Source organism: Rhodococcus indonesiensis (assembly GCF_047782815.1).
Classification (GTDB): domain Bacteria; phylum Actinomycetota; class Actinomycetes; order Mycobacteriales; family Mycobacteriaceae; genus Rhodococcus; species Rhodococcus indonesiensis.
Genome location: NZ_CP180630.1, coordinates 3566655 through 3590390, shown reverse-complemented (window position 1 = coordinate 3590390; position 23736 = coordinate 3566655). Strand labels below are relative to the sequence as shown.

Annotated in this window: 20 protein-coding genes and 2 pseudogenes; 8 read left to right on the top strand and 14 right to left on the bottom strand. The window is 71.8% G+C overall.

Features of this window, described 5'->3' with window-relative positions:
• Positions 1-48 precede the first annotated feature (48 nt).
• Positions 49-612: pseudogene (locus ACM26Y_RS16610) on the top strand (hypothetical protein); the annotation flags it as partial.
• Positions 613-669: 57 nt separating this feature from the next.
• Positions 670-927, top strand: coding sequence for a Rho termination factor N-terminal domain-containing protein (locus ACM26Y_RS16605; protein ID WP_029544682.1), 258 nt, complete (start codon positions 670-672; stop codon positions 925-927).
• Positions 928-1010: 83 nt separating this feature from the next.
• Here ACM26Y_RS16605 and ACM26Y_RS16600 read toward each other — a convergent pair whose 3' ends face one another.
• The 5 genes and pseudogenes from ACM26Y_RS16600 to ACM26Y_RS16580 form a co-directional block, all read right to left on the bottom strand.
• Positions 1011-1805: a DNA-formamidopyrimidine glycosylase family protein gene (locus tag ACM26Y_RS16600; protein WP_065922379.1), complete on the bottom strand. Its 795-nt coding sequence runs from the start codon at positions 1803-1805 to the stop codon at positions 1011-1013.
• Entirely contained in the window at positions 1805-6322 is a 4518-nt protein-coding gene (locus ACM26Y_RS16595; protein WP_416061398.1) for an ATP-dependent helicase, read from the bottom strand. The genes ACM26Y_RS16600 and ACM26Y_RS16595 overlap by 1 nt, the downstream gene beginning before the upstream one ends.
• A gap of 68 nt (positions 6323-6390) precedes the next feature.
• A complete protein-coding gene (locus tag ACM26Y_RS16590) occupies positions 6391-6954 on the bottom strand; it encodes a hypothetical protein (protein ID WP_289378700.1) in 564 nt (187 codons plus the stop codon).
• A 44-nt stretch (positions 6955-6998) separates the two neighbouring features.
• Positions 6999-8369: an FAD-binding oxidoreductase gene (locus tag ACM26Y_RS16585; protein WP_416063696.1), complete on the bottom strand. Its 1371-nt coding sequence runs from the start codon at positions 8367-8369 to the stop codon at positions 6999-7001.
• A pseudogene (locus ACM26Y_RS16580) lies at positions 8366-9909 on the bottom strand (AMP-binding protein). Before ACM26Y_RS16580 ends, ACM26Y_RS16585 begins: the two are co-directional and overlap by 4 nt.
• 133 nt (positions 9910-10042) lie before the next feature.
• Here ACM26Y_RS16580 and ACM26Y_RS16575 point away from each other — a divergent pair.
• Genes ACM26Y_RS16575 through ACM26Y_RS16565 form a run of 3 tightly spaced genes read left to right on the top strand, consistent with a single transcriptional unit; the run spans position 10043 to position 11842 of the window.
• Positions 10043-11011 carry a hypothetical protein gene (locus tag ACM26Y_RS16575; protein ID WP_416061397.1) on the top strand — a complete coding sequence of 323 codons (969 nt, stop codon included), beginning with the start codon at positions 10043-10045 and terminating at the stop codon, positions 11009-11011.
• Positions 11012-11033: 22 nt separating this feature from the next.
• Positions 11034-11411 carry a hypothetical protein gene (locus ACM26Y_RS16570; RefSeq protein WP_289378703.1) on the top strand — a complete coding sequence of 126 codons (378 nt, stop codon included), beginning with the start codon at positions 11034-11036 and terminating at the stop codon, positions 11409-11411.
• Positions 11408-11842: a pyridoxamine 5'-phosphate oxidase family protein gene (locus tag ACM26Y_RS16565; protein WP_003935692.1), complete on the top strand. Its 435-nt coding sequence runs from the start codon at positions 11408-11410 to the stop codon at positions 11840-11842. Before ACM26Y_RS16570 ends, ACM26Y_RS16565 begins: the two co-directional genes overlap by 4 nt.
• Before the next feature lie 126 nt (positions 11843-11968).
• Here ACM26Y_RS16565 and ACM26Y_RS16560 read toward each other — a convergent pair whose 3' ends face one another.
• The gene (locus ACM26Y_RS16560) at positions 11969-13126 is read right to left on the bottom strand and encodes a hypothetical protein (RefSeq protein WP_416061396.1); all 1158 of its coding nucleotides are present in this window, start codon (positions 13124-13126) and stop codon (positions 11969-11971) included.
• Positions 13123-14628, bottom strand: a complete 1506-nt coding sequence (locus tag ACM26Y_RS16555; protein WP_054372166.1) for an aldehyde dehydrogenase family protein — start codon at positions 14626-14628, stop codon at positions 13123-13125. The genes ACM26Y_RS16560 and ACM26Y_RS16555 overlap by 4 nt, the downstream gene beginning before the upstream one ends.
• Before the next feature lie 36 nt (positions 14629-14664).
• Between ACM26Y_RS16555 and ACM26Y_RS16550 the strand changes: the two genes are divergently transcribed.
• Together ACM26Y_RS16550 and lat are read left to right on the top strand one after the other, a co-directional pair.
• Complete coding sequence (locus ACM26Y_RS16550) at positions 14665-15114, top strand: Lrp/AsnC family transcriptional regulator (protein ID WP_054372167.1); 450 nt, start codon at positions 14665-14667, stop codon at positions 15112-15114.
• 66 nt (positions 15115-15180) lie between these two features.
• The gene (lat, locus tag ACM26Y_RS16545) at positions 15181-16524 is read left to right on the top strand and encodes an L-lysine 6-transaminase (protein WP_416061395.1); all 1344 of its coding nucleotides are present in this window, start codon (positions 15181-15183) and stop codon (positions 16522-16524) included.
• A gap of 71 nt (positions 16525-16595) precedes the next feature.
• On the opposite strand, the gene ACM26Y_RS16540 is transcribed toward lat, so the two are convergent.
• On the bottom strand, positions 16596-18533 hold the full coding sequence (locus ACM26Y_RS16540) for a sensor histidine kinase (RefSeq protein ID WP_416061394.1): 1938 nt from the start codon (positions 18531-18533) through the stop codon (positions 16596-16598).
• A gap of 277 nt (positions 18534-18810) precedes the next feature.
• On the opposite strand from ACM26Y_RS16540, the gene ACM26Y_RS16535 reads away from it, so the two are divergent.
• Positions 18811-19635, top strand: a complete 825-nt coding sequence (locus ACM26Y_RS16535) for a tyrosine-protein phosphatase (protein WP_416061393.1) — start codon at positions 18811-18813, stop codon at positions 19633-19635.
• 31 nt (positions 19636-19666) lie between these two features.
• On the opposite strand, the gene ACM26Y_RS16530 is transcribed toward ACM26Y_RS16535, so the two are convergent.
• From ACM26Y_RS16530 to ACM26Y_RS16505, 6 genes are all read right to left on the bottom strand, one after another.
• A complete protein-coding gene (locus ACM26Y_RS16530; RefSeq protein WP_416061392.1) occupies positions 19667-20062 on the bottom strand; it encodes an MmcQ/YjbR family DNA-binding protein in 396 nt (131 codons plus the stop codon).
• 93 nt (positions 20063-20155) lie between these two features.
• A complete protein-coding gene (locus ACM26Y_RS16525; RefSeq protein ID WP_416061391.1) occupies positions 20156-20497 on the bottom strand; it encodes a VanZ family protein in 342 nt (113 codons plus the stop codon).
• Positions 20494-20754: a hypothetical protein gene (locus tag ACM26Y_RS16520; protein WP_289378713.1), complete on the bottom strand. Its 261-nt coding sequence runs from the start codon at positions 20752-20754 to the stop codon at positions 20494-20496. The genes ACM26Y_RS16525 and ACM26Y_RS16520 overlap by 4 nt, the downstream gene beginning before the upstream one ends.
• Entirely contained in the window at positions 20755-21135 is a 381-nt protein-coding gene (locus tag ACM26Y_RS16515) for a DUF1707 SHOCT-like domain-containing protein (RefSeq protein ID WP_416061390.1), read from the bottom strand.
• A 20-nt stretch (positions 21136-21155) separates the two neighbouring features.
• The gene (locus ACM26Y_RS16510; RefSeq protein WP_416061389.1) at positions 21156-21746 is read right to left on the bottom strand and encodes a DUF1707 SHOCT-like domain-containing protein; all 591 of its coding nucleotides are present in this window, start codon (positions 21744-21746) and stop codon (positions 21156-21158) included.
• A gap of 80 nt (positions 21747-21826) precedes the next feature.
• Positions 21827-23623, bottom strand: coding sequence for an acetyl/propionyl/methylcrotonyl-CoA carboxylase subunit alpha (locus ACM26Y_RS16505; RefSeq protein ID WP_371383581.1), 1797 nt, complete (start codon positions 23621-23623; stop codon positions 21827-21829).
• Positions 23624-23736: the final 113 nt, after the last annotated feature.

Sequence of the window (23736 nt, the reverse complement as noted above, 5' to 3'; positions counted from 1 at the left end):
GGGATCGCGGTGGTGGAGAGGGCGCGACGGCGCTGGGGCGGCACCGACATGGCGGAACGCCGGCGGGCACGCCGGGACGCACTGTTGTCGGCGGGCATCGACCTGCTCGGTGCGCCGGACGGACCGGCGGCCGACGTCCGCGCCGTGTGCCGGGCGTCCGGCCTGACCGAACGGTGCTTCTACGACAGTTTCGACGACCGGGACGCGTTCGTGCGCGCCGTGTACGCAGCGGTCGGGGAACAGGTGCGCACAGTGCTGGAGGGCGCGGTCGGAACGGTCCCGCAACCGCGGGACGTTCCCGGAGCGGCGGTCCCGGCCTTCGTCGAGCTGATCGTGGACCGCCCGGCCGTGGGCAGGGTGCTGCTGCTCGGCCCGCTGCGGGAGCCGTCGCTCGGTGGTCAGGGACTCGACCTCGCTCCCACGTTCGTGCTGCTCGTCCAGCAGCAGCTCACGGCGATCGCCGACCGCGAGGAGCGGCACATGGTGGCGGTCGGGCTCGTCGGGGCGCTGACGAGCCTGTTCATCGGCTATCTGGACGGCACCGTCGCGGTGTCGCCGGAGCGGTTGGTGCGGCACTGCGTGGGCCTGCTCGTCCAGGCCGGAAGTGTAGGGCCGCAGGCGGAGGGGTATTCCCGAGACGACGGCACGCTCGACGAAAGGAGGGGCATCATGCCCAGGTCGTCGATCAAGGACGAGAAGCTGTATCAGGAACTGCGCGACGACGGCGCCTCCAAGGAGAAGGCCGCCCGGATCTCGAACGCGGCGGCGAAGCGCGGCCGGTCCTCCGTCGGCCACAAGGGCGGTACGTCGGGGTCCTACGAGGACTGGACCGTCGACGAGTTGAAGAAGAGGGCCAAGGAGCTCGGGATCTCGGGCTACTCGTCCAAGCGCAAGGGTGAGCTCATCGACGCGCTGCGCAACCACTGAGCTGCGCAACCATCGAGCTGCGGAACGACCGAGCCGCGGGACGACCGAGCCGCGGGACGACCGAGCCGGCGGGACGCGCCGGCTCAGCCGTCCCCGTCGCGCGGCTGACAGTGCGGGCACCAGTCGATCTTGCGATCCGGGTCGCTCGCCGACCCCAGCATGCCGGTCCGGATCGTGGTTCCGCACCGGCGGCACGGCTTGCCCGCGCGTCCGTATACCCATGTGCCCCGGCCGGGCCGGCGGTCGCCGGTGGTGATCCGGCTGACGCGGTCCCGGTTGAACACCAGCAGGCGGTGCGCCAGATCGACCCAGGCGGCCGCATCTCCCGCGTCCGCGACCGGTGTCGACGGGTGCACGCCCCGCAGGAAGCACAGCTCGCACCGGTACACGTTGCCCACCCCGGCCATCACCCGTTGATCGAGCAGCGCCAGACCGACGGGTCGGCCCGGATCGCGCATCAGGTTCGCGGCGGCGGCTGCCGGGTCCCAGTCCGGGCCGAGCAGATCGGGTCCCAGGTGTCCCACGGCCTCCTCCTCGCGGTCGCGGTCCAGCACCTCGACGATCCCGAGGTCGAAGCCCACGGCCTCGGCGTCCGCGACCGCGAGCACGATCCTGGCGTGATATCCCTGACGGCGCCAGCGGGTCCCGGGCGCGTGGACGTCCCACACCCCCTCCATCTTCAGGTGGGTGTGGAGGGTGTGCGCACCGACGCGGATCAGAAGATGCTTGCCCCGGGCGAGCACCTCGTCGACCACGGTGCCGGTCAGATCGACCGTCGCGTACCGGGGCACGCGGATGTCGCAGCGCGTCAACGGCTTTCCCGCGAGGGCGCGGCGCAGCCGGGTGGCCGCCTGGAAGACGGTGTCGCCCTCGGGCATCAGGCCCTCAACCGGAAACCGCGGGGGGTGGCCGAGAAGCCGGCCTCGGCGAGGAATTCCGCGAACAGGTGACCGTGAATGGAACTGCCGTCGACCTTCTCGACGACGAGAGTGTCGAGGCCCCCGCCCTTGACCGACCCGGCCAGTGACGCGCACGCACCGCGGAGTGTCCCCGGGTCCTCGGTGAACGTCAGTACCGTGCGGCCGCCGCGTTCGACGAACAGACCCAGCTCGCCGTCGACGAGCACCACCAGCCCCCCGGCCTTGCGGCCGGGGCGGTGCCGCGGCGAGTCCTCGGGCGCCGCCGACTTCGGCCAAGGCAGTGCCGCGCCGTACGGGTTCGCCGGGTCGCACGCGGCCAGCGTCACCGCGGGTGTGCCGGTGTGGCGGCCCTCGAGCGACTCGCCGTAGGACCGCAACCGGTCCACGACCTCCGGGGTGGAGAACTGCGCACCGCCGAGCGTGTCGACGAAGTAGCCGCGGCGGCACCGCCCCGTCTCCTCGAACCGGCTCAGTACCTTGTACATCAGCGCGAAGCCGCCCGGCACGCCCTCGGCGACGACCGCGCCGCGGGTGACCACACCGTAGCGCTCGAGCAGCAGGTCCGCGGCGGCGTGGGCGCGCACTGTCGGATCGGTTTCCCGGTCGGGCAGCAGCGACCACCGCCCACCGACCGTCGGTGGCCCGGTCCGGCTCGGCAGCGCCGGACGGCCGCGGTACATCCGGGCGCGCGGGGCGCGTCGGGGCGTGCGGTGCGCGGGGGTCGCGCGGGAGGTGTCGCCGACGAGGGCGCGCAGCGCGGCCGGCGTGTCCCCCGAGACGAGGCCGGCCCACACGAGATCCCACAGTGCCGAGGCGGTTTCCGTATCGGTGGTGCCGAGGGCCTCGGTGAGCTGACGGAAGAAGAACGCCCCGCCGCCCGCGAGCGTGTCCAGGATGCCGCGGTGGACGTCGGTCTGTTCGATCTCGGCCGCCGGCGCGAGGGTCAGGGGGGCGGTGTCGGTCAGGTGCAGCGACACCCAGCCGTCCTTGCCGGAGATCTGCCCCGACCCCGCCCACAGCACCTCGCCCGTCGTGGTGAGTTCGTCGAGCATCGCGGGGGAGTAGTCCCGCACCCGCGGCGCGAGGATCAGCGGCTCGAGAGCGCTCGCCGGCACCGGCACCCCGGCCAGTTGCTCGACGACCGCGGCCACCCCGTCCACCCCGCGCAGGCCGCCGCCCACGTGCTGCCACGCCGGCAGGAACCGGCCGAGGGTGGCGGTGCCGACCGGCTCCACCTCGTGTCGTGCCGCCGCGAGCGACCGTCGCCGCAGCCGCCGCAGCACCTCGGTGTCGCACCACTCGGCGCCCGTCGTGCCGGGCCGGAACTCACCTGCGCTGACCCGCTTCTCGGCGGCCAGCCGGTGCAGCACGTCCTGCACCACCGCGGTGCCGAGCCCGAACCGGGCCGCCGCCTCCGCCGCGGTGAACGGGCCGTGGGTGCGGGCGTACCGGCCGATCAGGTCGCCCAGCGGATCGGGCACCGGCTCGACGAACGCCGTCGGTACGCCGATCGGCAACGGGACTCCGAGAGCGTCCCGGAGACGCGAGGCGTCCTCGATGGCGGACCACCGCTCCCGGCCGGCGAAGGACACCTTCAGCACCCGGCGCTGGGCGTCCAGTTCGTCGAGCCAGGCGGCCGGATCGGCCGTGGTGCGCTCGGCGATCTCGGTGTCGGTGAGCGGGCCGAGCAACCGGAGCAGGTCCGCGACACCCTCGGCGTCGCGGGCTCTGCGGTCCGGGGCGAGATGCTGCAGCTCGAGTTCGGCCCGGGCGATGACGTCGGCGTCGAGCAACTCGCGCAGCTCCACCCGGCCGAGCAGTTCGGCGAGCAGGGTCGAGTCCAGGGACAGGGCCGCGGCGCGCCGCTCGGCGAGGGGACTGTCGCCTTCGTACATGAACGCGCCGACGTAGTCGAACAGCAGCGAGGTCGCGAACGGCGACGCGGTGGCTGTCTCGACCTCCGCGATCCGGACCTGCCGCCGGGCGACACGGCCGAGCAGGCTGCGCAGGGCAGGCAGGTCGTAGACGTCCTGGAGGCATTCCCGCACCGTCTCGAGGAGGATAGGGAAGGTGGGGTAGCGACGGGCCACGTCGAGCAGCTGGGCCGACCGCTGGCGCTGTTGCCACAGCGGCGCGCGCTTACCCGGATTGCGGCGTGGCAGCAGCAGGGCGCGCGCCGCGCACTCCCGGAAGCGGGACGCGAACAGTGCCGAGCCGCCGACCTGCTCGGTGACGAGATCCTCGATCTCGTCGGTGTCGAAGGCGAACACCTCCGCCCCCGGCGGTGCGTCCTCGGTGTCGGGGAGCCGGACGATGATGCCGTCGTCCGACGCCGTGGGTGCGGCTTCGACGCCGTATCGGTCGAGCAGTCGCGCGCCCACGGCCAGCGCCCACGGTGCGTGCACCCGCATCCCGTACGGGGAGTGCAGCACCAGGCGCCAGTCGCCGAGTTCGTCGCGGAACCGCTCGACGACCAGGGTGCGGTCGGTGGGCAGATGCCCCGTGGCGGTGCGCTGCTCCTCGAGCAGCCGGGTCAGGTTCGTGGTCGCGTTGTCGTCCAGGCCGCCGCGACGGCACCGGGCGGCGGCGTCCTCCGGGTCGGCGTGCCCGAGTTCGCGCACGAACGCCCCCAGGGCGGCGCCGAGTTCGGCCGGGCGGCCGACCCCGTCGCCGTGCCAGAACGGCAGCCGGCCGGGCTGTCCGTAGGCGGGGGAGACCAGCACCCGGTCGAAGGTGATCTCCTCGATGCGCCAGCTCGTCGCGCCGAGCGCGAACACGTCGCCCACCCGGGACTCGTACACCATCTCCTCGTCGAGTTCCCCGACGCGCGTGGCCTTCTCGCCGACCATGTACACGGTGAACAGGCCGCGGTCGGGGATCGTGCCACCCGACGTGACGGCCAGTCGCTGCGCGCCGGGCCGGCCGGTGAGCGTGCCGGCGGTGCGATCCCACACCACCCGGGGGCGCAGTTCGGCGAACTCGTCCGACGGGTACCGTCCGGCCAGCAGGTCCAGCGTCGACTCGTACGCCGAGCGCGGCAGCGTCGAGAAGGACCCGCTGCGCCGCACCGTGTCGAACCACTCGTCCACGTCGACCGGCTCGAGGGCGACCGCGGCGACGGTCTGCTGCGCGAGCACGTCCAGCGGGTTGGCCGGCACCTGTAGAGCCTCGATGTGCCCGCCCACCATCCGTTCGACCGTGACCGCGCAGTGCACCAGGTCGGTACGGTGCTTGGGGAACAGCACCCCGCGAGAGACCTCGCCGACCTGATGCCCCGCCCGTCCGACGCGCTGCAGGCCGCTCGCCACCGACGGCGGCGCCGAGACCTGGATCACCAGGTCGACCGCGCCCATGTCGATGCCGAGTTCGAGGCTCGAGGTCGCGACGACGCAGCGCAGCCGCCCGGATTTGAGGTCGTCCTCGATCAGGGCCCGCTGGTCCTTGCTCACCGAGCCGTGGTGAGCCCGCGCCAGCAGCGGCTGTGCGCCGAGGGAGACCTCGGTGGGTGCCCCGAGCTGCGCCGGCGGGCGCGGCCGGGGGTCGACCGCCTCGCCCTCGCGTTCGGCGTGGATCTCGTTGAGCCGGGCCGTCAACCGCTCGGCGAGTCGGCGGGAGTTGGCGAACACGATGGTGGACCGGTGCGCGACGATGAGGTCGACGATCTGCTCCTCGACGTGCGGCCAGATCGACCCCGCCTGCGGAACCGCCGGCATCCCGTCGTCCGCCGTCTCGGATTGCACGCCGAGTTCGGTCATGTCCTCGACGGGCACCCGCACCGTCAGATCCCACGTCTTGGCCGACGGCGGGGCGACGATGCGGATCGGCGCCGACCCGGCGAGGAACCGGCCCACCTCCTCGTGCGGCCGCACCGTCGCGGAGAGTCCGATCCGCTGCGCGGGTCGCCCGAGCAGCAGATCGAGCCGTTCCAGGGAAAGGGCAAGGTGGGCACCGCGTTTCGTGCCGGCGACGGCGTGCACCTCGTCGACGATGACGGTGTCCACCCCGGCGAGTGTCTCGCGCGCTGCGGAGGTGAGCATGAGGAACAGGGATTCGGGGGTGGTGATGAGGATGTCCGGCGGCGTGCGGACGAGGGTGCGCCGGTCGGCGGCCGACGTGTCGCCCGACCGCACCCCGACTGTGATCTCCGGCGGCTCGAGGCCGAGTCGCCGCGCGGTCTGGGTGATGCCGACCAGCGGTGAGCGCAGGTTCCGTTCCACGTCCACCGCGAGGGCCTTGAGCGGGGAGACGTAGAGCACGCGGGTGCCGGTGTGCTCGGCCGGGGTGGCTGCCAGGCGGTCGAGCGACCACAGGAACGCCGAGAGCGTCTTACCCGACCCGGTCGGGGCCACCACCAGGGTGTGCGCGCCCGACGAGATCGACTCCCAGGCCCCGAGCTGCGCGGCGGTCGGGGCTTCGAAAGCGCCCGCGAACCACTGCCGGGTGGGCTCGGAGAAACGGCTCAGGACATCGGTCACCGTTCCATGGTGCACCGCCGGTACGACACCGCGGGCACCTCGCGGATTCCGCGCCCCGCTTCCCGGTGTCAGTCGGCCAGCGCGAACCGCGCCAGCTGGGCGCAGTGGTGCGCCGCCCAGCGGCACCTGCCGGTGCGCATCACGCGGCCGACGAGTGCGGCAGCGGCCGGCTCCCACGGCACGGCGGCGAACTGCGCGCGGCCGGCCGGCTCGCCGGACCAGCCGATCGACACGATGGGCCCGTCGAGCCGGAACCTCAGCTCCGGATGGGTTGCGGCGAGCACGTCCACGTTCGCGCCGGCGGCGGTCTCGAGGTCGTCGACGGCGACGGTGACCCGTCCGCCGAGCCGGCGTGCCTGTCCGGCCGGAGCCTCGACGAACAACGCGGCGGCCTCGATCGCGCCGACGTGCACGCTCACGAGCGGCTCGCTGGGGTGGCTGCCGTCGTGCGGCGGCAGGCACACCACCGACCAGTACTCGCGTTCACTCATCCGCGGGTTGGGTATTGCGGCGCGCACGTAGTCGCGCAGCCACGTCGTCGCCGCGGCGAACTCCGGGTACTGCTCGAAGGTCCGGTAGCGCGTGTCGCGCAGCGGCAGACCCGCCGGTGACAAGGGCGTACGGGCGTTCACTCGATTCGGTCCTCACGCACGCGGCCACCGTACTCGATCTTGCTTCAGAGGATGACGCCCGGATTGAGGATCGAGTCCGGGTCGAGTGCCGCCTTGATCCGCCGGGTCAGGTCCATCACGTCGGGACCCACCTGGTCCGGCAGCCACGCCTTCTTCAACCGGCCCACCCCGTGCTCGCCGGTGATGGTGCCGCCCAGCGCGATCGCCAGGTCCATGATCTGCCCGAACGCCAGGTGCGCCCGGGCCGTCTGGTCGGCGTCGGCGGGGTCGTACACGATCAGCGGATGGGTGTTGCCGTCACCGGCGTGCGCGATGACCGCGACCGTCACCGCGTTGCGTTCGGCGATCTCGGCGACGCCCCCGACGAGTGCCGGCAGGGCCGGCAGGGGGACGCCGACATCCTCGAGCAGCAGGCTGCCGGTCCGTTCGACCGCCGGGATGGCCATCCGCCGCGCCGCCGCGAACGCCTCGCCCTCCTCGGGGTCGTCGGTCGAGAACACCTCGTCGGCACCGGCGTCCTCGCACGCCTTCACCATCGTCGCGATCTCCTGCGCGGACGCCGTGCCGGGCGCGTCGGACCGGGCGATGAGCATCGCCTCGGTGGTGCGGTCCAGCCCCATGTGCAGTGTGTCCTCGACGGCGTTGATCGAGGCGCGGTCCATGAACTCGAGCATCGCGGGCCGCAATGTCGCCGTGACGGCCAGCACCGCGTCCGCCGCGGCCTGCACCGAGCCGAACGTGGCGACCATCGTCGAGGCCGGCGGCTGCGGCGGGAGGAGCCGCAGCGTCACCTCGGTGATGACGCCGAGGGTGCCCTCGCTGCCGACGAACAGCTTGGTCAGCGGCAGGCCCGCCACGTCCTTGACGCGCGGTCCACCGAGCCGCACCGCGGTGCCGTCGGCGAGGACCACCTCCAGACCGAGCACGTAGTCCGTGGTGACGCCGTACTTCACGCAGCACAGTCCACCGGCGTTGGTCGCCGCGTTGCCCCCGATGGTGCACATCTCGAACGACGACGGGTCGGGTGGATACCACAACCCGTGCTCGGCCGCGGCGCGCTTGACCTCGGCGTTGAGCAGTCCCGGCTGGACGACCGCCGTGCGGGTGACCGGGTCCACGGTGATCGCGCGCATCCGCTCGGTGCTCAGCACGATCCCACCCGCGAGGCCGCCCGCGCCGCCGGACAGGCTGGTGCCCGCACCGCGCGGCACCACGGGCACCCGGTGTGTGCTCGCCCAGCGCAACGTGGCCTGCACGTCCGCCGTGCGCGTGGCCCGCACCACCGCGCGGGGGACGGCGGCGTCCGGATCGCGGGCCCAGTCCTGCCGGTATCCGGCGAGCAGATCCGGGTCGGTGATCAGCGCGCCGTCCGGGAGCAGACCGGCGAGCTCGGCGAGATCGGCGGGCACGGTCAGCCCGCCGGGGTGAGGTAGCGGGCGCGCAGCTTGTGCTTGACGAGTTTGCCGGTGGGAGTACGCGGCAGGTCGTCGGAGAAGTCGATGCTGCGCGGTGCCTTGAAGTGGGAAACGCGTTCCCGGACGAAGTCGAGGAGCTCACGCTCGACCTCGGGACCGGGCTCGACCCCGTCGACGAGCTGGACGACGGCCTTGACCTCCTCGCCCATCTCCTCGTTCGGAACCCCGATCACGGCGACGTCGTACACCTTGGGATGCAGGGTGAGCACGTTCTCCGACTCCTGGGGGTAGATGTTCACACCGCCGGAGATGATGGTGAACGCAGCCCGGTCGGTGAGGTACAGGTAGCGCTCCTCGTCGAGGTACCCGATGTCGCCGCTCGTGGTCCACGTCGGATGGTCGGGATGCGTGGCCTCACGGGTCTTCTCGGGATCGTTGTGGTACTGGAACGGATGCTCGTCCCGCTCCCACCACACGGTGCCGACCGCACCGGTGGGAAGTTCGCGTCCCTCGTCGTCGCAGATGTGGACGATCCCCATGACCCCGTCGCGTCCGACCGACCCGGGATGCGCCAGCGCCTGCGCCGAATCGATGAACGTGGCGCCGGCACCCTCGGTGGAGGCGTAGTACTCGTACACGACCGGGCCCCACCACTCGATCATCGCGCGCTTGATCTCCGGCGGGCACGGTGCCGCCGCATGGATGGCGACCTTCAGGCTCGACACGTCGTACTTGCCGCGCACCTCGTCGGGAAGCTTGAGCATCCGCACGAACATCGTCGGGACCCACTGGCTGTGCGTGACCCGGTACCGGTCGATCAGGGCGAGTGCCTCCTCGGGCTCGAACCGGTCCATGAGGATCACAGTTCCCCCGACCGACTGGATGGTGCCGCAGAAGCGAAGAGGAGCAGCATGATAGAGGGGCGCGGGGCACAGGTAGACGGTGTCGGCGTCGAACCCGTACATCGGCGCGAACACCGCCGTGTAGGGATCCGGAACGTCCTGCACCTGACCCTCGGGCAACTTCGGCTCGATGCCCTTGGGCCGCCCGGTCGTTCCGGACGAGTACAGCATGTCCTGACCGCGCGGCTGCGACTCGAGGGGCGAGGCGTCGAACGCGGCGAGCGCCTCGGAGTAGTCGTCGAAGCCGGGCAGCGCACCGCCGTACACGAGTCGGCGGACCACGTTCGGTAGGCCCCGGCGCCGGTGTCGACCGCGGTGGCCGCACCGGCCGAGGCGACGAGCACCTTCGCGCCGCAGTCGTTCACCACGTACGCGGCCTCGGCCGGGGTCAGATGCCAGTTCACCACCGTGACGTACAGGCCGGACCGCAGCGCCGCCCAGTAGACCTCCATGACCCGCAGATCGTTGTCGGAGATCAGCGCGATGTGATCGCCCGGCTCGAGGCCCGCGGCGCGCAGGTACTTCGCGAGGCGGACGGAGTTCTCGTCGAGCTGCCGGTAGGTGAGCGACTCCCCGGTGGCGGCCCGCACGATGGCGGGCTTGTCGGGTGTCGTGGCGACGAAGTTCCCAGGAAACATGTTCCCTGGTCTACCACAGCTGTGGCCCGCGTCACGTGAGTCGCGCGCCGCGCGGTGCCGGCCCTCGACCGGACCCTCGCCGCGGCGTACCCTCACCCGCACGTGCACGGCAACCCGCGGACGGGAGGACGACGTGGCGCTCGCTCTCGAGAAGGACCGCCTGGTGTTCGAGTTCCCGGAGGTGCACGCCGCCGCCCGCATGGCCGTCTCTTTCCACCGCACCCTGCGGGTGCCCGACGACGGCAACACCTATCCGTTGCCGCCCGGCCTGGGACGGTTCCCGCTGCGGGCCGTCGCCGAGCTCGACGAAGCCGCGCTGCCGCCTTCGTGGCGATCCCACGGCGGCCTCGTGATGCCGATGTGGCAGTCGGAGGCGTGCTGGCTCGGGTTCGAGTCCCGGTACCCGTTCCTGGTGAAGGTCGGCGCCGGGGATGTCGATGCGCTCACCGGCGAACCCTGGTCGCCGGAGCCGGACTTCGAACGCGAGGACTACCTCGAGGTGCCGGCACAACCGTGGCTCGACGGCTACGTCGTGGCGCAGGGCCGGGTGCGCCAGTTCGTCGCGATGCCGCTCGGGTCCGGCTACAGCGTCGAGGAGCAACTGCGGTCCGGGCGGGCGCGGGGCAGGATCCGCGTCGCGGTCTGTCCCATGCGGGCGCAACGATGGGAGGAGCGCGCCGAGTTCGACTCCCGGCGCCCACTGTACGCCTTCGCGCCGGCCCCGGCCATGGGACTCGGCGCCGGCGGATCCGTCGACCAGGGCGTCGCCACCCCGGTCGAGTCGCACGACGCGTGGGATCTCGACCACCGGTCCGTGGTCGAGGTACGCCTGGTGAACAGCGAGCAGTGGCGCGCGCTCACGGACGAGGACCCACCGACCCGGCCGCTGGCCGCGAGCGACTACACGGCGCGCGGCTTCCCGTGGTTCGAGCTCTACGACGAGACCGTCGCGCGGCAGGGGGCGGCGCCACTCGCGGACGTCGACACGGTCGCCGACGTCGGGCGCCGGCGGGAAGAGTCGTTGCCCGACAACGAGACCGTCACCGTGCCCGAACCCGTCCGGATCCGGCCGGCCCCGCGCGAGCCTGGCCGTCGCGGATGATCCGGCGGTATCGTCTGTCGACATGGGGCGGATCACCCAGCGCGTCGAACCGGAACCGCTTGCCGACAGGCTGATCGGGCACGGTCGCGCGGCGATCGCCTTCGACGAGGCCGGGTCGGTCACCGCGCTGCCCGCGCGGATCCGACGGTACGACGGCCGATTGTGGGTCGGTGTGCCGCGGGAATCGGTGCCGCCCACGGCCGGACTCGAGCGGGTCACGGTCCTGCTCGACGACGGCGAGTTCTGGTTCGAGCTGCGGGCGGTGAACTGGCGCGGCCGCCTGACGGCAGCGGACGCTCCCGCCCCCGACGGACGTGCGGACCTCGCCTGGTTCGTCTTCACGCCGCACCGGGCCACCGCGTGGGACTACGCGACCCTGCACGAGGAGCCGGAGCCGTGAAGGCCGACGACGCCGTCGTGCGCGACTTCCTTACCCGCGCCCGCGTCGCGCGCCTGGCGACCCGGTCGCCGAAGGGCGCGGCGGCCCTGGCGCCGCTGTGGTTCGTGCACGTCGACGGCCGGTTGTACTTCGCTACCGGGCGCGACACCGTGGCTGCGCGCAACGCCGCCGCGAATCCCGACGTCGTCGTGCTGCTCGACGACGGCGAGCGGGGGCCGGTCCTGCGGCTGCACGGCCGGGCCACGGTGCAGCCGAGCACCCCGCCGCCTGCCGTCATGGCCAGGATCGGCCGGAAGTACTACCTGGGGGGCTGGCGCAACGAACTCGGGCACGCGCGGCTCTGGCGGTTGCGTACCCGGTACTACGGGCAGAGCGCGCCGGCCACGATCGTCGTCGAGCCGGGAGAGGCCGAGCTGCTGCGGCGGCCGTAGCCCGCCGCAGCGCCGAGGCTCGTCGTGTCGCGTGCTCCGGTGCCGTCCGCGCGGGAAAGTTCCTGCGCAGATGGGACTTTCGCGCGCGCCTCGATCCGGCGTCCTGTGTGCCCGCTCGTCCCCGGCTCATGGTGGTGGTCCGGCGTTCACGGCGGCGACGTGCCGCAGCCAGTCGGCGAGCGCCTGGAACCGCTGCCGATCGGGGTGGTGGAACACCACGGTGTCGGGATCCGTCGGCGCCGGCGCACCGTCCCCGTTGCCCGTCACGATCCGGAGCATGCCGTCGGTCTGCGGCAGCGCCGGGCGGAACTGCACGTCCCTCACGTCCCGCAAGCGGATCCTCTTGGGCGTCAGCGGAACCGGTCCCAGAGCTCGCGCCACGGGGCCCTCCCGCAGGATCCACAGCCGGTCTCCCTGCACGACGATCTGGCCGCCCCACCCGTGGTACCGGTGCATCGGCAGCACCGGGTCGGGTGGGTCGGCGACCGGTCCGGGCGCCAGCCGCGGCACGGTCACCGGTGGCCCGTCGAGGGTGCGCCCGTCGATCTCGTCGGCCGGGGTCACCGACACCGTCACCTCGGCGGCCAGCCGGGATCCGCTCACCGCGGCACGGGCGGCGGTACGCAGCCCCCGCGCGGACAGGTGGGTCACGATCGGCAGCAGACGCGCGCTGGACCGCCGGCCGAGATGCCCGCACGGGCGGTCGTCCACCCGCACCTCCACCAGCGTGCCGTCCGCGTCGTGCAGGGTGACGAGCAGGGCGTACTTGCCGGGCGGGTCGGCATAGGGGTGCAGCAGGTCGAAGTGCTGTTCCTCCCCGGTGACCTGCAGGGTGCGACCCGCGGGCAGCAGGGTGTAGGGCACGTCCGGCGGATCGTTGCGGGGCACCAGCCGGGCCGGGGCGCCGAGGCTGACCGTGACGCGCGCGATGATGCGCCCGCTGCGGGCGGGGTCGTCGTTGTAGGTGCCCGCGTCCGCGGCCCAGATGCGGCCCGGTACCGTCGGCAGGTACCCGCCCGCGACGACGCGGCGCAGCACCGGCCCGTAGCGCAGCGCGTCGCCGTCGCCGAGGATCCCGAGCGTCAGCCCGTCGGCGCGCACGCTGACGCCGTGCGTCTCCGGCAGCAGGGACACGTCCCTCCGGATCTCGGCACCGGCCGGATCGAACGCCGCGCCGAGGGTCCGCACGATGTGGTCGGTCCACGCGAACTCGCCCTCGATCTCGGTGTCGAACCGATCCGGTCGGCACCCCCACAGCCGGTACGGAACCAACGTGTCGCTCAACCGAACTCCACACCCTGCGCCAGGGGGAGATCGTCGGAGAAGTTGATCGTGTTGGTGGCGCGGCGCATGTACGCCTTCCACGAGTCCGAACCCGACTCGCGTCCGCCGCCGGTCTCCTTCTCCCCGCCGAACGCACCTCCGATCTCGGCGCCGGAGGTGCCGATGTTGACATTGGCGATGCCGCAGTCCGAGGCGGCGAGGAAACGCTCGGCCTCACGTTGGTCGGTGGTGAAGATCGACGACGAAAGCCCCTGGGGCACTCCGTTGTGCAGGGCGATCGCCTCGTCGAAGTCGTCGTAGGTCAGCACGTAGAGGATCGGTGCGAACGTCTCCTCGCGGACCACCTCCGTCTGGGCCGGCATTCGCACGATCGCAGGCCGGACGTACACCCCGTCGCCGGGGACCTCGACCGGGTCCCCGCCCGTGACGACGATGCCGCCGTCGAGTTCGGCGCGTTCGAGTGCGGCCCGCATCGCGGCGTGCGCACGGCCGTCGATCAGCGGGCCGACGAGCACCCCCTCGCCGAACGGATCACCCACCCGCAGCCCCGAGTAGGCCTTGGCGATCCGCTCGGTCACTTCGTCGACGACCGAGCGATGGGCAATGAGCCGTCGCAGGGAGGTGCAACGCTGACCGGTGGTGCCGGCCGCGGCGAACACCACGGCTCGCACGGCGAGATCGAGGTCGGCGGAGGGGCCGACGATCGCGCCGTTGTTGCCGCCGAGTTCGAGCAGGCAGCGCCCGAACCGCGCCGCCACCCGGGGCGCGACGATGCGACCCATCCTGATCGAGCCCGTCGCACTGACCAGTGCGACGCGGGGGTCGTCGACCAGCGCCTCCCCGACGGCTGCATCGCCGACCAGGACGTGGTGCAGGCCGCCGGGGGCACCCACATCGCGGGTGGCCCGCTCGAGCAGGGCGTGGCAGGCCAGCGCCGTGAGCGGGGTCTTCTCCGACGGCTTCCACACCACCGGATCGCCGCACACCAGCGCGATCGCGGTGTTCCAGGACCACACGGCGACGGGGAAGTTGAACGCCGAGATCACCGCGACGACGCCCAGTGGATGCCAGGTTTCCATCAGCCGGTGGCCGGGGCGCTCCGACGGCATGGTGCGGCCGTAGAGCTGGCGCGCGAGGCCCACCGCGAATTCACAGATGTCGATCATCTCCTGCACCTCGCCGAGGGCCTCGGAGGGGATCTTCCCGGCCTCGAGCGTGACGAGTTCGGCAAGGTCGGACTTGTGCTCGCCGAGCAGCTCCCCGAGCCTGCGGACCAGCCGCCCCCGCACCGGCGCAGGGACCTGCCGCCAGCGCTCGAAGGCCGCGCTCGCCGCGGTGACCGCGGCATCGACATCCCCCGCGCTCGCCGGGTGCAGCCGCGCGAGCTCCGAACCGTCGATCGGACTGGTGACCGGGTGGGGGCCGTCGAGCGCGGGCGCGCCCGCCCCGCAGCGGCGCAGCGCGGCCGCGGCGCGATCGTGGAGATTGCCAGTCGGATTCATCGTCGATGTCCTTTCCGGGTCGGTTAGCCTGCGCTGATGGCGGAAAACTCCAAGGAGTCCCTGGACGAGATCGACCGGCTGCTCATGCGCGAATTGGTGGTGGACGGCCGGGCGACGCTGGCCACACTCGCCGAGAAGGCCGGATTGTCGATCTCCGCGGTGCAGTCCCGGGTCCGCCGTCTCGAAGCCCGGCAGGTGATCCGCGGGTACACGGCCAAGGTCGATCCCGAGGCACTCGGGCTGATGCTGTCGGCGTTCGTCGCGATCACCCCTCTCGACCCGTCCCAGCCGGACGATGCGCCGGCACGGTTGCGGCACATCGACGCCATCGAATCCTGCCACTCCGTGGCAGGGGACGAGAGCTACATCCTGCTCGTGCGCGTCGCCTCGCCGCGGGCGCTCGAACAACTCCTGCAGGAGATCCGCGCGACGGCGAACGTGGCCACCCGCAGCACAGTCATTCTCCAAACATTTTACGAACGATAGCGTGTCTGTGGATCGATCTTCCGGTATGCACCCGATATAGGGGGAAAACTAACGTACTCTCGTGGCATGAGCACTGCATTCCGACACCCGGACGGTGCCCGCGAGCTGCCCCCGAGCCGGGTACACGCCGTTCTGCGCGAACATCTGCTGGTGGACGGGTTCGATCTCGTCCTCGACCTCGACCGGTCGCGGGGGGTGCGGCTCGTCGACCAACGGGACGGCACGACCTACCTCGACATGTTCGGGTTCTTCGCGTCCTCCGCACTCGGGATGAACCACCCCGACATCGTCGACGACCCGGCGTTCACCGCCGAACTCACCGCGGCCGCCGCGAACAAGCCGAGCAACTCCGACATCTACACCGTGGCGATGGCCCGGTTCGTCGACACCTTCGCCCGGGTGCTCGGCGACCCGGCCCTGCCGCACCTGTTCTTCGTCGACGGCGGCGGACTCGCGGTGGAGAACGCACTCAAGGCGGCCTTCGACTGGAAGAGCCGGCTCAACGAGGCGCGCGGACTCGGCTCCGACCTCGGGGGCAGCGTTCTCCACCTCACCGAGGCGTTCCACGGCCGCACCGGTTACACGATGTCCCTCACCAACACGGACCCGGTGAAGACGGCCCGGTATCCCAAGTTCCGCTGGCCGCGCATCGACGCGCCCTATCTGGCCGACGATCGCGACGTCGAGGCCGCCGAGGCGCACGCACTGCAGCAGGCGCACCGGGCGTTCGCCGAGAATCCGCACGACATCGCGTGTTTCATCGCCGAACCCGTTCAGGGCGAGGGTGGTGACCATCACTTCCGGCCCGAGTTCTTCCAGGCCATGGCCGAACTGTGCCGCCGGCACGATGCGCTGCTGATCTTCGACGAGGTACAGACCGGCGTCGGGCTGACCGGAACCACGTGGGCGTACCAGCAGTTCGGCGTCGCCCCCGACATCGTCGCCTTCGGCAAGAAGACCCAGGTCTGCGGCATCATGGCCGGCGGCCGCCTCGACGAGATCCCCGACAACGTCTTCGCCGTGTCGTCGCGGCTGAACTCCACGTGGGGCGGCAACCTGACCGACATGGTCCGTGCGCGGCGGATTCTCGAGGTGATCGAGCGGGACCGCCTCGTCGACCGCGCACGGATGACGGGGGCGCACCTGCTGTCCGGGCTGAAGCAGCTCGCCGTCCGCCACCGGCTGGTCGGCGAGCCCCGAGGGCGCGGCCTGATGTGTGCGTTCACCCTGCCCACGCCGGCCGTGCGCGACGCCGTGCTCACCCACCTGCGGGTCGACGAGCACGTGCTGATGATCGGCACCGGGCAGCGCGGCATCCGGTTCCGGCCGCCGCTGACGGTCACCACCGCCGAACTGGACGAGGCACTCGACGCCCTGGACCGGGTCTTGGGGGCGATCGCGCGGACCTGACGGGGTCGCCCGGGGGCGGCGGAGGTGGCCCGCTCGTTGCGCGATCACAGAACCGTCCATCGGGTTCCCGGTCAGGACCCGGCGTCGACGCGGAACGGCAGGGTGACGTCGACGGTCGTGCCTCCGCCCTCGGGGCTGTCGAGGACGAACTCGCCGCCGAGCGCCGCGGTCCGATCGCGCAGCCCGTCCAGGCCGCCACCGGGTGTGGCTCGCGCACCGCCGTGCCCGTTGTCCCGGATCGTCATGCGCAGCATGTCGCCCGCCCGGTGCAGGCCGATCCGGACGACGGAGGCCCCGGAGTGCTTACCGGCGTTGGTGACCGCCTCCGCGCCGATGAGGTACGCGGCGAGTTCGACCGGGGCCGAGGGCCGTTCGTCGAGTGTGTCGTCGATGTCCACGGGCACGGGTGCCCGCTCGGCCAGCGATCGCAGCGCCGCCGCGAGCCCGCGCTCGGTGAGCACCGCCGGGTACACGCCTCTGGCGAGCTCGCGCAGTTCCCGCAGCGCGACGTCGAGTTCGGCAGCACCGTCCGCGAGCAGCCGCCGCAGGGTCGGCTCGTCCCCGGCACGCTGCGCACGGCGCAGCAGCAGCGACGCGGCGACGAGACGCTGCTGCGCACCGTCGTGCAGGTCGCGCTCGAGACGCCGGCGCTGGACGTCGCCGGCCGTGACGATCCGTTCGCGGGAGCGCCGCACCTCGTCGAGCCGCAGCTGCAGGTCGGCGTGCAGTCGCTCGTGCTCGAGAGCCAGCGCGGTGGCGCTGCGGACCGCGGCGAGCAGCTCGGGCTGCGTCTCGAGCGACGGGTCGTACACGAGCGCGCCCACCGGTGTGCCGGCGCGCTCGAGGACGGTCGCCGCCCGGGAGTCCGACCGGCGGGGCAGAGCACGCACCGCACCGTCCGGATCGACGTACGTCGCCCGCTCCGGGACGTACGTCCACAGCACCAGGCTGGGATCGTGCACGGCGCGTCGGAGCGCGTCGACGAACCCCAGACCGAGCGGCGCGGTGCCGATCTCGACCATCGCGTCGCTGACCGCAGCTCGTGCGAGCCGATACCGGACGAGGCCGACCGCGACCGCGAGCGGGAACAACGCCGTGGCCGGGTAGCGCAGGTTGAGCACCCAGGGCGGGGGCGACCACGGCAGGTTCACCGCGCTGGAGAGCACGGCGAGCGTGATCACCGCCGAGAGACCGTATGCGATGCCGAGGGGCGCGAACCCGGACCGGTACGCCGGCGACCCCGACCGCCAGCGCGCGACCACCACCACCACGAGTGTCACCACGATCAGGAACGCGCAGAACCCGACGACGAGCTGCACGATCCGTGCAAGGGCCGGGTCATCGCGCAGGAGAAGCAAATTCGTCGACGTCGACGGGGACGCCGCGGGTGCGGTCCGCGGATCGAAGAACAGCCACTCGGCCACGATGCCGACCGTGGCGAGAATCCAGGCGGCACCGACGAACACGCGCTGCCACGGTCGTTCCAGCCGACCGGTCGGGAACCCCACGAGAGCCTGGAGCAGGACGGGCAGGTACAGGTTCGTCGCCACCACGCCGACGGTGAAGGCCACGGGCTCGCCGGAGCGGCGCAGACCACCGAGGAACCACAGCAGGCCGGCGATGAGGACGAGGGGACCGGTCAGGTCGTGCGGGCGGGTGTTCCACGCGATCGCTCCGGCCACGACGAACGCCACACCGGCGACGAGGAACAACCCGAGTTCGGTTGGGCCGAACACCGGCAGGAACGGGCCCTCGGCGGCAGCGAAGGACTCGCGCGGTCCGAGCAGGAGCGTGCGCGCCGGATCCCGCAGTCCCGTCGGCGAGCGGTCCACTGCCGCGGCGATCGACGCGACGAGCACCACGGTGACCACGACGAGCAGCTGAATCACCCGTTGCCGCACCCCGGCCTCCTCCCGGACCGTCTCAGTCTCCTCCCACGTCGACGCGGGCACCACCGTGCTGGCACGGATCGCCTCCGGTGTCACCACGGTGCCGGAATCCGGTGTCACCACGGATCCGCCGAACGGGCAGCGACAGCCACAGTCGTGACGTGTGCGGAACTCGCCGGAACACCCCGGAAAGCAGAAGCGAGTGCGCCTCGCGAAAACCGAAGGAGAAATCCCATGCTGTTCGCCGTCATCGTCAATGCCCTCGTCAACCTGCCGGCACTGGTGCTCCCCAGCGACGTGACCGTCGAGTACGACCTCCGCGCTCTCACGCGGTAGCGGGCGAGTCCGCCGAGGAAGCGGGCACGACAGCCTGAATCGACCCGGCTAGGGTGGGCCCATGTCGGACTCCGCCGCCGGTAGCCCTGCCCGAACGTCCGGGCCCGGGCTCGAACCGAAGTCGATCCCGAACCTGCGCGACATCGGCGGGTGGGCCACCCGGGACGGTGCGTCGGTGCGACGGGGCGTGGTGTACCGCTCGACCGACCTGAGCCGGGTCACCGACGCGGATGCACCCGTACTCGAAGGCCTCGGCCTGACGGCGGTCGTGGATCTGCGCACGGCCGCGGAACGGGAGGCGGCGCCCGACCGGATGCCGGCCGGCGCCCGGCATCTACCCCTCGACGTGCTCGCCGATCGTGAGCACGGTTCGATTGCCGCGCACATGAAGGAGTTGCTGACCGACGCCGCGTTCGCCCGGGAGATTCTCGGGGACGGCCGCGGAGCCGACTACCTGCGGGGCAGTTACCGCGACTTCGTGCTGCTGCCGAGCGCCCGGGCAGCGTATCGGACGCTGCTGCACTCGCTGCTCGCCGACGACGGTGCCCCGGTTCTCGTGCACTGCACCACCGGCAAGGACCGCACCGGCTGGGCCGCAGCGGTGCTCCTGCGGGCGGTCGGTGTCGAGCTCGACTCGGTGTTCGAGGACTACCTCCTGACCAACGAGTTGCTGCTGCCGGTGTTCGAACCGATCCTTGCGGCGCTCACCGAGAAGGGGGTGGACCGTGCGGACCTCGAATCCGTTCTCGGCGTCCGCGCCGAGTACCTCGAGGTGGCATTCGCGACGGCGCAGGACACATTCGGGTCGTTCGACCGGTACCTCGACGAGGGCCTGGGGCTCACGAACACCGATCGGGACCGCCTCGGGCAGGCTCTACTGGGGTGAGATCCGGACCGGCGGTACCGCGCGGCCCGGATCATCCGACGCGGCCGTCCAACTCGCGCACCAGCCGCGCCGGTGCCGTGACCCGGAACGACATGTCGAGCAACTCGGCGACCTCGTCCCAGTCGACGTCGGCCCGCTCCAGATCGAACCCGATCCACCCCGACGGACCCAGATACGCCGGAGTGAAGGTGTGCCGCTGCCCGAGCAGAGCGTCGTGCTCGGCGGTGTCCGGTTTGACGAGCAGAGACCGCGGGAATTGCGCGCCCGTGGCCTTCACCGACCCGCCGTACACGGCGAACGCAGTCTTCGTGTAGAAGAACGGCCTGCCGTGCGAGATCTTCTCGGCGGCGCCCGGGAAGGTCAGTGCCAGCCCACGTACCCGTGCCAGCAGCGGATCGGACTCGTCGAACATGACGGGATGCGGCATGCGCGCAGCGTACCGCCCGGAGGCGACACCACGGCCGGCGTCCGTTCTCGGTGCTCGCGGCAGCGGGGAAGTCGTCCCGGCGGACGCGGGCAGCTACGCCCGTGCTCGGGAACGACGACGCACCGCGGCATACAGCGCGATGCCGAGCAGCGCCCCGGCCAGGTCCGCGCACCAGTCCCACACCGACCCCGACCGGCGCACCGCGACGGCGGCCTGGAGGACCTCGGTGAGCGCCGCGTACACCGCGAGCCAGAGGACGGTCGCGGCGGGCGGGATGCGGGCGAAGCGGGAGGCGTACGCGAGTACAGCGAACATCAGCGCGTGCGTGATCTTGTCGGCGTGCGGGATGCCGGACGGGGTCGCATCGCCCGGCAGCATGAGCAGCACGGTGACGACCACGAGCGTGAGCGTCACCGGCGCGAACCGGGTGGTCATGGACCTTCGGTGACCGTCATGCCCAAAGCGCCCTCGGCGAACCGTCGCACCGCGGCCGAACCCGCGGCCAGGGCGTCGGAGCAGCCGGGTTCGGCCGTGCCGGTCAGTGTCCCGTCGGGACGCAGTTCGACGGTGGCTTCGACGGCGGCGGTCGTGGCCTCCCGCACCGACCAGCGGTAGCCGGTGTCTGCGGCCCACGCCTCGGGGTCCTCGGCGAGCAGATACCAGTTGCCCGCGTTGATCTCGACGGGCTCCACTCAGCAGCCACCCTTCGTGCCCTTGGTCGCGGAGAACAGGATTCCCGCGACCGGGATCAGCAGGAACCACAGCCAGTTGTCGAAGACGAAGAACAGCACCAGCGCGACGAACGGGACCAGCGCCATGGCGGTGGTGCGCCACTTCTCCCACTGCTCGGCCTTCGCGGTGTCCTTCACCGGCGCAGGCGTGTTCGGGGTGGCGGGGGGAAGATCGGTGAACAGGGCGTCGAGTTCGGCACGGGTGGTGGCGGCCGCCGCCTTGGCGCTGCGCTCGTCGAATTCGGTGAGGGTGAGCCGGCCGGCACCGAAGTGCTCGCCGAGCAGGTTCAGTGCCTGCTCGCGTTCGACGGTGCCGATACGGACCTCGGGGGAGTCGGCCATGGGTCCACAGTAGTGGGTCGTCAGCCGCCCGACCCGCCGGTGCCGGTCCGAAATGCTCTGGAGATGATCAGGATCAGCGCGACCGCGGAGATCAGCAGCGCCACCGGATGCCGCAGGACCAGCGCCGGGGCGACGGCGAACATGCTCATCGCCAGCAGCCACACCGCGTCGGGGACGTCGCGGGGGGCGGGCGGTTGCGGTTCCCGGGGGGCGGGGACCGGAGGGCTGTCGCGCAGGAAGGCCGGCTCGGCCGGGCGGGGCCGCCCGGTGCGGGCGCGGACGGCGAGGACGGCGACGGTGGCGGCGGCGCCCGCACCTGTCATGATCCACACGCCCGGTTCCAGGAGTTCGTGGAGCGCGAACAGTGCGAGCACCACGACCGGGACCAGAAGCCACCACCCGCGCCGGCGCGCGTCGGTCCGGCCGGTCACGGGAGGCAGGTCGGTGAACAGCAGTGCGAGGTCGCGGCGGGTGGTGGCGGCGGCAATGCGACCGCTGCGGTCCTCGAACTCGGCGAGGGTGAGGCGGCCGGCACCGAAGTGCTCGCCGAGCAGGCGCTGAGCCTGCTCGCGCTCGACCGTGCCGACACGGATCTCCGGTGAATCGGCCATGTCACCACCCTAGACCCGGGACGTGCGACGGCGCGCCCCCGGAATCCTCGGATTCCCGGGGCGCGCCGTCGCACGCGGGACTACTTGAGCTCGGCGAGCACCGTGCCCTGGGTGATGGCGGCGCCCGGCTCGACCGCCAGGCCCGTGACGACACCGGCCTTGTGCGCGTTGACCGGGTTCTCCATCTTCATGGCCTCGAGCACCACGATCAGGTCGCCCTCGGCGACCTCCTGGCCCTCGGAGACCGCGACCTTGACGACGGTGCCCTGCATCGGCGCGGTGACCGCGTCACCCGAGGCCTTGCCTCCGTGGGCACCCCCGCGCTTGCGCGGCTTCGGCTTCTTGCGGAGCGCGCCACCGGCGGCAGCGCCACCGGCGCCGAGGGTGAACTGGCCGGGCAGCGACACCTCGACGCGACGACCGCCGACCTCGACGACGACGTTCTGCCGCGGCAGGGCCTCGTCCTCGTCCTCGGTTGCTGCCGCACCGCCGGTGTACGGCTCGACGGTGTTCTCCCACTCGGTTTCGATCCATTTGGTGTACACGTCGAACTTCTCGCCGTCCCCGACGAACGCGGGGTGCTCGACGATGTGCCGGTGGAACGGGATCACGGTGGCCAGGCCGTCGACCTCGAACTCGGCCAGGGCGCGACGGGCGCGCTCGAGCGCCTGCTGCCGGGTCTCACCCGTGACGATCAGCTTGGCGAGCATCGAGTCGAACTGGCCACCGATGACGTCGCCGGCGACGACACCGGAGTCGACGCGCACGCCGGGGCCCGTGGGTTCCTTGTACACGCTGATCGGGCCGGGGGCGGGCAGGAAGCCGCGGCCGGCGTCCTCGCCGTTGATGCGGAACTCGAACGAGTGCCCGCGCGGGGTCGGGTCCTCGGTGATCTCGAGCTTCTCGCCGTTGGCGATGCGGAACTGCTGGCGCACCAGGTCGATGCCGGCGGTCTCCTCGGTGACCGGGTGCTCGACCTGCAGACGGGTGTTGACCTCGAGGAAGGAGACGGTGTCGCCCTGGACGAGGTACTCGACCGTGCCGGCGCCGTAGTAGCCGGCCTCGCGGCAGATGGCCTTGGCGGACTCGTGGATGCGCCGGCGCTGCTCGTCGGTCAGGAACGGCGCGGGGGCCTCCTCGACGAGCTTCTGGAAGCGGCGCTGCAGCGAGCAGTCGCGGGTGCCGGCGACGATGACGTTGCCGTGCTGGTCGGCGATGACCTGCGCCTCGACGTGGCGGGCCTTGTCGAGGTACTGCTCGACGAAGCACTCGCCGCGGCCGAAGGCGGCGACGGCCTCACGGGTCGCGGACTCGAACAGCTCGGGGATCTCCTCGATGGAGTGCGCGACCTTCATGCCGCGGCCGCCACCACCGAAGGCCGCCTTGATCGCGACCGGTACGCCGTACTGCTTCGCGAACTCCACGACCTCGTCGGCGTTCTTAACGGGATCCTTGGTGCCGGCGGCCATCGGCGCCTGGGCGCGCTCGGCGATGTGCCGTGCGGTGACCTTGTCGCCGAGGTCGCGGATGGACTGCGGGGAGGGGCCGATCCAGATCAGGCCGGCGTCGAGCACGGCCTGGGCGAAGTCGGCGTTCTCGGACAGGAAGCCGTAGCCGGGGTGGATCGCGTCGGCGCCGGACTTGCGGGCGGCGTCGAGGATCTTGTCGAACACCAGGTAGGACTCGGCGGAGGTCTGGCCGCCGAGTGCGAATGCCTCGTCGGCGAGCTTCACGAACTGGGCGTCGGCGTCGGGTTCTGCGTAGACGGCCACGCTCCCGTAACCGGCGTCCTTGGCGGCTCGGATGACCCGCACAGCGATCTCGCCGCGGTTGGCGACGAGCACCTTCGTGATGTGCGCGCTGGCATGACTGGGCACGGAGCCTCCTGTTGATCGATCGTTAGGTTATTGCCGTCTCTGGGAGTGTATGCGCCAATCCGATAGACGATGTAACCGGATAGCCACTCCACCTTACGGGGCGCCCGGAACCC